General features: G+C 57.9%; 10 protein-coding genes. All 10 read right to left on the bottom strand.

Annotation, left to right across the window (positions count from 1 at the left end; genetic code table 11):
* Positions 1-630 (bottom strand): ATP12 family chaperone protein (locus R6T97_RS08325; RefSeq protein ID WP_410348824.1); only part of this gene is annotated, 630 nt, incomplete at its 3' end.
* Positions 631-633: 3 nt separating this feature from the next.
* A complete protein-coding gene (locus R6T97_RS08320; protein WP_410348823.1) occupies positions 634-1,299 on the bottom strand; it encodes an HAD-IA family hydrolase in 666 nt (221 codons plus the stop codon).
* On the bottom strand, positions 1,292-2,347 hold the full coding sequence (locus R6T97_RS08315; RefSeq protein ID WP_410348822.1) for an RluA family pseudouridine synthase: 1,056 nt from the start codon (positions 2,345-2,347) through the stop codon (positions 1,292-1,294). Before R6T97_RS08315 ends, R6T97_RS08320 begins: the two co-directional genes overlap by 8 nt.
* Positions 2,344-2,703, bottom strand: coding sequence for a fluoride efflux transporter CrcB (gene crcB / locus R6T97_RS08310; protein ID WP_410348821.1), 360 nt, complete (start codon positions 2,701-2,703; stop codon positions 2,344-2,346). Before crcB ends, R6T97_RS08315 begins: the two co-directional genes overlap by 4 nt.
* A gap of 31 nt (positions 2,704-2,734) precedes the next feature.
* Positions 2,735-4,045: a replication-associated recombination protein A gene (locus tag R6T97_RS08305; RefSeq protein ID WP_410348820.1), complete on the bottom strand. Its 1,311-nt coding sequence runs from the start codon at positions 4,043-4,045 to the stop codon at positions 2,735-2,737.
* A gap of 80 nt (positions 4,046-4,125) precedes the next feature.
* The gene (gene rplQ / locus R6T97_RS08300) at positions 4,126-4,545 is read right to left on the bottom strand and encodes a 50S ribosomal protein L17 (protein WP_410348819.1); all 420 of its coding nucleotides are present in this window, start codon (positions 4,543-4,545) and stop codon (positions 4,126-4,128) included.
* Positions 4,546-4,702: 157 nt separating this feature from the next.
* Positions 4,703-5,719, bottom strand: coding sequence for a DNA-directed RNA polymerase subunit alpha (locus tag R6T97_RS08295; protein WP_410348825.1), 1,017 nt, complete (start codon positions 5,717-5,719; stop codon positions 4,703-4,705).
* Between the two features lie 112 nt (positions 5,720-5,831).
* Positions 5,832-6,221 (bottom strand): 30S ribosomal protein S11, encoded by a 390-nt coding sequence (rpsK, locus tag R6T97_RS08290; RefSeq protein ID WP_410348818.1) that lies wholly within the window; start codon positions 6,219-6,221, stop codon positions 5,832-5,834.
* 15 nt (positions 6,222-6,236) lie between these two features.
* The gene (gene rpsM, locus R6T97_RS08285; RefSeq protein ID WP_410348816.1) at positions 6,237-6,605 is read right to left on the bottom strand and encodes a 30S ribosomal protein S13; all 369 of its coding nucleotides are present in this window, start codon (positions 6,603-6,605) and stop codon (positions 6,237-6,239) included.
* Positions 6,606-6,861: 256 nt separating this feature from the next.
* The coding region (locus tag R6T97_RS08280) for an adenylate kinase (RefSeq protein ID WP_410348815.1) at positions 6,862-7,492 on the bottom strand (631 nt) is incomplete at its 5' end.

Below are 7,492 nucleotides of genomic sequence, written 5' to 3'. Positions count from 1 at the left end.
GTCTGCACCCCATTGCTCAGCCTGCCAATCTTCATCTATGCGCGAGAGCGCCCAAGCCTCTTCAGGCGCGATGGCCTTTCGCGTGACGGCAAGCGCAAGAACCAGTGATCCCGACAAGCTGATCAGGTCATGCACCCCCGCCAAGGCAAAATCATCGAATGCCGCGACTTCCTTAGCCAGCTTTGCGAGCGCATCCGGCTTTTGCACCACATGCATTACGCCTTCGCCCACCGAAAGCCGCGCGCCGAGCGTCTCGGCGGCCCAATCCAGCATCGGATCCCAGCCCTCGGCCTGTCGCTTGATCAAACCTTCAGGGCCTGCAGCGCGATAGCAAAGCAAGTCACTGTCACCATATTCTGAAAGTAAATCAATTACTTCGACGCGCTGCGTACTGACCTTGTCAATCGCGGCATTCGCCCCGCGTGTCACAGGCATGGTGCGTGGATCAATGAGCTTTTCCTGCGCGTCCCATTCTTGTGCAATGGCCTCTGCCAGCGCCTGTGTCGGCAACGTCAAGGCCGCTTTCGCAGGCGTTCGCACCGCGCGTCCGTCCAGTCTTACGGTGAACCCGCCTTCACAGGCTTCGACCTGCGCCTGTTTCCAAAAGCGTTTGGGTTGCCAGTCACTCATTGTTCAAGGCCCTATCAGTTGGTCCACAGCGGCCGCCAGCGCCGCGAAATCTTCGATCATCGCATCCGGCCTCAAGGCCTCGGCAGCGTGATAGCCCCATGTGACCCCGATCTTGCTGATACCGGCCGCGCGCGCCATATCCATGTCGTAGGTCGTGTCGCCCAGCATGACGGACTTTTGCGGCACCACGCCGGTTTCATTCAGAGCCGTCAGGATCATCGAGGGGTTCGGCTTGGACGGATGATGATCCGCCACCTGTTCGGAATGGAATACGCCTGTCAGACCGTGCCGCTCCAGAACCTTATCCAGACCACGCCGGGATTTGCCCGTCGCAACAGCGAGCAAGGTGTGATCCTGCGCGCGCAAGATATCCAGCGCATCCAGCGCGCCGGGAAACAATGGCCCCAGTTCCTGATTGTCGCTCCGCAGACTGACAAAGGCGTCCTTATAGGCTTCCACCATCCGCCCACGTTGCGATGGGTCAACTTCAGGGCAAAGCACACTGAATGCCTCGGCCAACGACAGGCCCACAATAGACAGAACAGCAGCGCGATCCGGCAGCGCGATGCCTTCCGAGGCGAAGGCCAAGGTCATCGCGGCCATAATCTCGGCCTGACTGTCGACAAGCGTGCCGTCGACGTCAAAGATCACCAGTCGCAAGTCACTCATCTGGCATATTGAACGGATCGACGGGGGCGTGGCCGACAACCCAGCCCACGAAATCCCATGTGTTCTGCATATGCTCTGGCAACGGCGCAGTTAGATGCAGGATCGCACCCGTCGCCGGATGTTCGATCGTCAGGCTGCGCGCGTGCAGATGCAACTTGCGCCCGATCTCGCTGCCCATGCCCGCGCCCCAGCCATCACCAAGATTTTCCTGACCAGAGCCGCCATATTTGCCATCACCCACAATCGGGTGGCCGATCTCGGCCATATGGGCACGCAACTGGTGCGTACGGCCTGTAATCGGCACCAAGGCGCACCATGCCGCCCGACTGGCCAGCGTATCCATCACCGCATAATCGGTTGTCGCGCGCTTGGCCCCCTCGGTGCTTGCGATGTCGCGCGGATGCACGCAGCGCATCTTTTCATTTTCGCCGCCACGACCATGACCTGGGGCTTTGACCAGCCCGTATTTGATCGTGCCGGCGCGCGGATGGGGCACACCGGCAACGGCGGCCCAGTAAATCTTGCGTGTTTCACGATGCTTGAGATTTTCGGTCAGCTGCTTTGCCATCATACGGGTCCGGGCCAGCAAAAGGACACCTGATGTATCCTTGTCCAAGCGGTGTACCAAACGAGGCTTTTCGTCGTAATCAAACATCAAAGCCTCGGCCAAGCCATCCACATGGCGGGTCGTGTTCGTGCCACCTTGGGTGGCCAAACCATGGGGCTTGTTGATCGCGATGATGTGGTCGTCCTTGTAGATGACGCAGGACTGGATCAGCTTGGCATCCGCCTTCGTCACGCCGCGCTTGGCAAGGTTGGCTGCCGCTGCCGCCTCTTCCTCTGATGGCAAAGGCGGAATCCTTACCTTCTGACCGACGTCCAGTCGTGTGTTGGTCTTGACGCGGCCGCCATCCACGCGCACCTCACCTTTGCGGCACATCTTTTCAATGCGGCCTTGGGTCAGATGCGGAAACAGACGCCGCAGATAACGGTCAAGCCGCTGGTCCCCGTCATCAGGGCCAATAATCCGTGTTTGGACACCACTCATGCCGTTACTCCTCTGGCAAGCCACAAACCTGCCGCGCAGGCGACAAGCGACAAGACAACCGAGGCCATGACATAGCCCCCCGCTGCCGCAATGCGCCCGTTCTCAACCAGCCGCAGCGTATCGAGCGAAAACGTCGAAAACGTTGTGAAACCGCCCAAGACCCCGATCATCACGAAGGGCGACCAGTGGTGCAATCCCCGTGCCGAGAGCAGGACCCAAAGCAAACCGATCGCGAACGATCCAATGATGTTGACCGCCAGCGTCCCAATTGGAAACGCCACAGTCAGCCCGACAAGGAAACGCAACACAGCGCCCAAGGCACCGCCAAGCGCCACAGAGATTACAGATGTCATCATGCCGCTCCCATGAGCCTTTGTGCGCAGGTTGTCAATTCTTGGCCCGCTTGGCGCGCAGGCCTGCAAAGTAATCGACCCGCTTTTTCAATTCGCGCTCGAACCCGCGATCAACGGGGATGTAATAGACGCCGCGCTTCATCGTGTCGGGAAAATAGTTTTGGCCACTGAACCCGTCTTCGGCTTCATGGTCATAGTTATAGCCCGCGCCGAAACCCTGCTCTTTCATCAGTGTCGTCGGCGCGTTCAGGATATGGGCAGGCGGCGGTTCCGATCCAGTCTTTTTGGCGGCTGCAACGGCACCCTTATAAGCCACATATGTCGCGTTCGATTTCGGCGCGAGCGCGAGGTAGGTCACCGCCTGCGCCAGTGCCAGTTCCCCCTCGGGCGATCCCAGCCGTTCATAGGTTTCCCATGACTGCAAACAGACAGCCTGCGCCTGCGGATCGGCCAGCCCGATATCCTCGACCGCCATGCGGGTGATGCGGCGGGCCAGAAAGCGCGGGTCTTCGCCACCGGCCAACATGCGTGCGAACCAGTAAAGGGCCGCGTCGGGATCAGAGCCGCGCACGGATTTATGCAGGGCGCTGATCAGGTTGTAGTGTTCGTCACCGGATTTGTCGTATTTTACGGCGCGCTTCATCAGCCGCTTGGTCAGGTCATCGGTGGTCAGCCGCGCGTCCGTCTTCCATGCGTTCACCTGTTCGATCAAATTAAGCAGCGCACGGCCATCACCGTCAGCCATCTCAAGCAATGCCTCACGCGCAAGGCCATCCAGCGGCAGGGGCCTATCCAGCTCCTGCTCGGCTCGTTGCGCCAGCAATTCGAGGTCTTTGAGGTCAAGTCGGTTGAGGATGAATACCTGAGCCCGGCTGAGTACAGCCGCATTCAATTCAAAGCTCGGGTTCTCGGTCGTGGCCCCTACCAACAGAATCGTGCCGTCTTCCATATAGGGCAGAAATCCATCCTGTTGGGCTTTGTTGAACCTGTGAATTTCATCGACGAACAGCAAGGTTCCCTTACCGTTCTGGCGGCGCATCTTGGCGGCCTCGAACACCTTGCGCAGTTCGGGGACGCCCGTAAAAATCGCACTTATCTGGATGAAGTGAAGGTCTGATTCATCGGCCAGCAGGCGGGCAATCGTCGTTTTGCCAACACCGGGCGGGCCCCAGAAGATCAGGGAAGACAGCGACCCGGACGCCAACATCGTGCCCAAGGGCGCATCAGCGCCAAGCACCTGCTGTTGTCCAATCACCTCGGACAGTTTCTTTGGCCGCAGCCGATCCGCCAGCGGGCGGGGGCCTGCTTGGGAATCGTCGGGTGTGCTGTCAAAAAGATCGGGCATAGTTGAAACATATTCTCTGTGCAAAAAAGCGAAAGCCCCGCCGGTGAGGGCGAGGCTTCTAATTGGTCAAGCAGCAGATTTTACTCGTCTGCGGCCTCGTATTCGGCCAGACGCGCCTTGTCGGCGGCACCCTTGGCATCTACGTCGCGATCAACGAATTCGATGATCGCCATTGGCGCCATGTCGCCGTAGCGAAAGCCAGCCTTGATGATGCGGATATAACCGCCCTGACGCTCGGCATAACGTGGGCCAAGCACTTCAAACAGCTTGGCTGTGTGCATTTCCTGCTTCAACTGCGCATTGGCCTGACGGCGCGCGTGCAAATCGCCGCGCTTGCCAAGTGTGACAAGCTTTTCAGCGATCCGGCGCAGTTCTTTGGCCTTTGGCAGTGTCGTCTTGATCTGCTCATGTTCGATGAGCGAGCCGGCCATGTTCGCAAACAGCGCCTTGCGGTGCTCGTGGGTGCGGTTCAGGCGGCGGTAACCTCGTGCGTGACGCATGTGATAGTCTCCATTTTGTTTTAGGATGGGCCGATGCGATGCGTGTCGCTGGCTCCGTTAGTGGGGCGGAATTGCCCAGGATGTTCCCCGCCAGTGCGGGCATTTGTACGATGGTGGGTTGCACCCACCCTACGTAGGGTGGGTGCAACCCACGCGATTAGAATTGATCTTCGAATTTTTTCGCCAGATCTTCGATGTTGTCCGGTGGCCAGTCCTCGACGTCCATGCCAAGGTGCAGACCCATACCGGATAGCACTTCCTTGATCTCGTTCAAAGACTTGCGGCCAAAGTTCGGGGTGCGCAACATTTCTGCTTCGGTCTTCTGGATCAGATCGCCGATGTAAACGATGTTGTCGTTCTTGAGGCAGTTAGCCGAACGGACAGAGAGTTCCAGTTCGTCCACTTTCTTGAGCAGAAGCGGGTTGAACTCCAGACCATCGTCGTCCTGACCGGCAGTTGCAGACTCAGGCTCGTCGAAGTTGACGAATATCGACAGCTGGTCCTGCAGGATACGGGCGGCATAGGCCACGGCATCATCAGGTGTCAGCGATCCATCCGTTTCAACCTTCATGGTCAGCTTGTCATAGTCCAGAACCTGACCTTCACGGGTCGGCTGGACGTCATAGCTGACTTTCTTGACAGGCGAGTAGATCGCATCGACGGCCATCATGCCGATCGGGGCGTCTTCCGGCTTATTCTTGTCGGCAGCGACATAGCCCTTACCGGTATTCACGGTCAGTTCCATGTAAAGGTCAGCGCCTTCATCAAGGTGGCAGATCACGTGATCCTTGTTGAGAATCTCGATACCTGCTGTTTCGCTGATGTCGGCGGCTGTCACGATGCCGGGACCTTTGGCCTGAACGGACAGACGCTTGGGGCCTTCGACCTCCATGCGGATCGCGACACCCTTGAGGTTCAGGACGATATCGGTAACGTCTTCACGCACACCGGATACAGATGAAAACTCGTGCAGCACGTTGTCGATTTGAACGGCAGTAATGGCAGCACCCTGCAGGGAGCTCATCAAAATGCGGCGCAGGGCATTGCCCAATGTCAAACCAAAGCCACGCTCAAGTGGTTCTGCAATGACGGTCGCCTGTCGCGCGGGGTCATTCCCCGGCTTTACTTCCAATTGCGTTGGCTTGATTAATTCAGCCCAGTTCTTGTGGATCATACGTCCCTCCATACTAGTCTGCCTTCATGTCCAAAAAGGCAAACGCCCGAGGTTAAAATGACGGATTGGGGCCGTGCAAAATCATGCACAGCCCCAAGGCGTTTGGGTGTAATTAGACGCGGCGACGCTTAGGAGGGCGACAACCGTTATGGGCCATCGGCGTCACGTCACGGATCGAAGTGATGTTGAAACCAACCGCGGCCAGTGCGCGTAGCGCGCTTTCACGGCCGGAACCGGGGCCCTGCACTTCGACCTCAATTGTTTTCACGCCGTGGTCTTGTGCTTTCTTGCCCGCATCTTCTGCTGCCATTTGTGCAGCATAAGGTGTGGATTTCCTCGAGCCCTTAAAGCCCATCGTACCTGCAGACGACCATGCAATGGCGTTGCCCTGCACGTCGGAAATCAGGATTTTCGTGTTGTTGAAAGAAGAGTTCACATGCGCAACGCCAGCGGCGATGTTCTTGGAGACCTTCTTCTTGGTGCGTTTTGTATCACGTGCCATTGATCAAGCCCTCCCTTATTTCTTCTTACCGGCAATGGCCTTTGCAGGGCCCTTGCGTGTGCGCGCGTTTGTGGATGTACGCTGACCACGCACAGGCAGGTTACGACGGTGGCGCAGGCCACGGTAGCAACCAAGGTCCATCAGACGCTTGACGTTGATCTGTGTCTCGCGACGCAGGTCACCTTCGACGGTCAGGTTGGCGTCGATGTATTCGCGTATCGCCAGTACTTCTGCGTCAGAAAGCTGGTTAATACGGCGCGCGGGATCGATGTCGGTCGCAGCGCAGATTTCTTCGGCTTTGGCATTGCCAATTCCGGTGATGTAGGTGAGGGCGATTGGAACCCGCTTTGCAGTCGGGATGTTTACGCCGGCAATACGTGCCACGTGTGCAATTCCTTTTCGTTGCGGGTCCGTCATACCAGACCCTTTTTTCACAACGGAAGCCCGGACCTTAAAGGGCGCCGGGCTGCGTCATATCGAGGTGTTCTGTGGGATCAGGGTGCGACCCTTAACCACAAATTGATTCCCATTCAGGATGGCATTGTTTAGGGGGCATTTCCGACAGGGTCAAGGTGCTGCAAGGCGCACGAAGAATTTTTGGCAACATCCTGCGTCGCCCGACAATTTTCGACGGGAATTTTTAGTTACGGTCCAAAGCATCCGCGATGCTTGCAGCAACCTCGTCAACGCTGCCAAGGCCGTCCACTGTCTCTAGATCACCCTTAGCATAGTAGTAACCAATTAGAGGGCTGGTCTGTTTGTAGTATGCCATCAAACGGGTGCGCAGGCTTTCTTCATTGTCGTCCGCACGGCGCTGGAAATCCGATGCGCCGCACTTGGTGCATTTGCCATCCGCCGGGATCGGCTTGGTACGGTCGTTGTAAACCTCACCGCATTGCCCGCAGGTGGACCGTGCCGTTATCCGGTCAACGAGGGCATCATCGTCGACCTGCATCTCGATCGCGCAATCAAGCTTCTGACCCATATCAACAAGCAAGCGGCCAAGGGCATCTGCCTGTGCAAGGGTCCGGGGGAAGCCGTCGAAGATGTAGCCACCTTTCGACTGATCGCTTTCGAGCCGTTCGCGGATCAGACCAATGACGATCTCGTCCGTGACAAGTTCGCCCCGGTCCATGACCGCGACCACCAGCTTGCCCATTTCAGTTCCACTGGTTCGGGCAGCGCGCAGCATGTCGCCGGTGCTGAGTTGCACCATGTTGCGTTCTTCGACGAGCTTGCGTGCCTGTGTTCCCTTACCCGCCCCCGGCGGT

The sequence above is a fragment of the Yoonia sp. genome (genome assembly GCF_046498525.1).
Taxonomy (GTDB): Bacteria; Pseudomonadota; Alphaproteobacteria; order Rhodobacterales; family Rhodobacteraceae; genus Yoonia.
Note: the sequence above shows the minus strand (reverse complement) of the source record. Positions and strands in the feature narration are given on the sequence as shown.

Excerpts from the sequence above, each read along its gene's own strand:
- R6T97_RS08320 (WP_410348823.1), bottom strand. The coding sequence starts at position 1,299 with ATGAGTGACTTGCGACTGGTGATCTTTGACGTCGACGGCACGCTTGTC.
- R6T97_RS08315 (WP_410348822.1), bottom strand. The coding sequence starts at position 2,347 with ATGAGTGGTGTCCAAACACGGATTATTGGCCCTGATGACGGGGACCAG.
- crcB (WP_410348821.1), bottom strand. The coding sequence starts at position 2,703 with ATGATGACATCTGTAATCTCTGTGGCGCTTGGCGGTGCCTTGGGCGCT.
- R6T97_RS08305 (WP_410348820.1), bottom strand. The coding sequence starts at position 4,045 with ATGCCCGATCTTTTTGACAGCACACCCGACGATTCCCAAGCAGGCCCC.
- rplQ (WP_410348819.1), bottom strand. The coding sequence starts at position 4,545 with ATGCGTCACGCACGAGGTTACCGCCGCCTGAACCGCACCCACGAGCAC.
- R6T97_RS08295 (WP_410348825.1), bottom strand. The coding sequence starts at position 5,719 with ATGATCCACAAGAACTGGGCTGAATTAATCAAGCCAACGCAATTGGAA.
- rpsK (WP_410348818.1), bottom strand. The coding sequence starts at position 6,221 with ATGGCACGTGATACAAAACGCACCAAGAAGAAGGTCTCCAAGAACATC.